At 58.4% G+C, this 1,345-nt stretch carries 2 protein-coding genes; one reads left to right on the top strand and one right to left on the bottom strand.

Translation table 11 applies throughout. The features are described 5' to 3' along the window. The first annotated feature begins 95 nt into the window (after positions 1-95). Positions 96-638, top strand: a complete 543-nt coding sequence (locus ACXJ7R_RS32940; RefSeq protein ID WP_457155445.1) for a hypothetical protein — start codon at positions 96-98, stop codon at positions 636-638. A 156-nt stretch (positions 639-794) separates the two neighbouring features. On the opposite strand, the gene ACXJ7R_RS32935 is transcribed toward ACXJ7R_RS32940, so the two are convergent. After that, on the bottom strand, positions 795-1,345 hold a 551-nt coding region (locus ACXJ7R_RS32935; protein WP_457155444.1), incomplete at its 5' end, for a DUF2569 family protein.

Here is a 1,345-nt window from a genome sequence, read left to right as displayed (position 1 = left end):
ATTTAATAGTTTCAGAACCTTAGGCATCACCGCTTTAGGCCGCCGTTCTTGCACCAGCACCTCAATCAAGGCCTGCGCCCCATTGGTGGCCCGACTTGTGGCGTGTAGTCTACGTGCCAATGCGGCCCGCCGGTTGCATCTCCTTCCAGGATGACGTGTGCACCCCAATTTTGCAGCGCGCGCTGCACTTCGGCTTGCTCGTGAGGATTTCCATGTGGAATGGAAATATCGCGGGCGCGGTCATCCAGATGGTTGCTAACCGTAGCCCCGCGTCCGCGGGCGCGGTGTATTATCTGTTCGAACGCCTCGGTGGTTTGCGATCGGGTAGCGCGAGGATGTTGAACGACCCACGCGTCCATCTCGGTAATATGCTGGGCTTGACGATATACCCTCAGGAACTGCGCCCGGTTCGAAAGCCGCCGCTCCGCCATCAACTCAGCCTGGCGGCGGACTGTCCGCACTCCGCCGGTAGCATGTATGGCCATGTGGGGAAATTGGCGCTGGAGTTCGCGAATAAGGCCCGCAAGGGTCGTCGGCGGCGAGACACGTTCCCATGTTTCGAGGCTCGGCCGTTGAACACCGTGTCGAATATGGCCGCCGCCAAAATCGGGACGAACCTCAACCGGCGCACGGGTTGACCCGCCGTGGAGAAGAGTTCCCGAAATTCTAAGCATTGATGAAATGGCAGCACGGTTTGACTGCTGCTTATGCTAGCATTTTGTGGCGGGATCAGCGAGCGGTTTCAGGAATGACCGAGAGCGCTCGCGCTCCAAAATATTCGAATTGCCCCGCTTCTATGCCGCGTTCGCGACCTGGGCGGATGCTTTCACTCTGGTGAACGTGTTGCGCACCCTGACCGACCTGTAGACGTAGGCGACCCAGAGTCCGATCAGGACAAACGAGGTTATGGACGTAGCAAGCGCCTCTCCGGTGACCACTTGTCCAACCGGGACGCCGAAAACCGTGGAAACCCAGATCGCGTCCAGGATGAATACCACCGGGATTGCTAGCCATTGGGTGAGGAAGAGCTGCTTGAACCAAGTGCTCCGCCTCAGCATGGCAACGAGCACGACCACTTGAAGCACCAGAAATGCCAGCACCAGCCCAACCTCGCCGTAGACCACCATGGGTCCGTTCGGCACCAGCATGAGCTGGTTGTAACCATCGCTCGAGGAACCCAGTGTGGCGAGCGTACGCAATGGAGCCATGGCCTGACCAATCGCGAGAAGCATCAGCCACCCTCCAATTCCRACGAGTTCCGCCGAATTCTGGACGGGCTTGTAGGCAGATCGAACCGCAAAGAAGACAGGCACTCCGATCAACAACAGAAGTATTGCCCAATGCC

The organism is Mesorhizobium sp. P5_C1 (assembly GCF_054049815.1).
The sequence above is the reverse complement of the archived record's forward strand: the minus strand, read 5'-3'. Positions and strand labels throughout refer to the sequence as shown.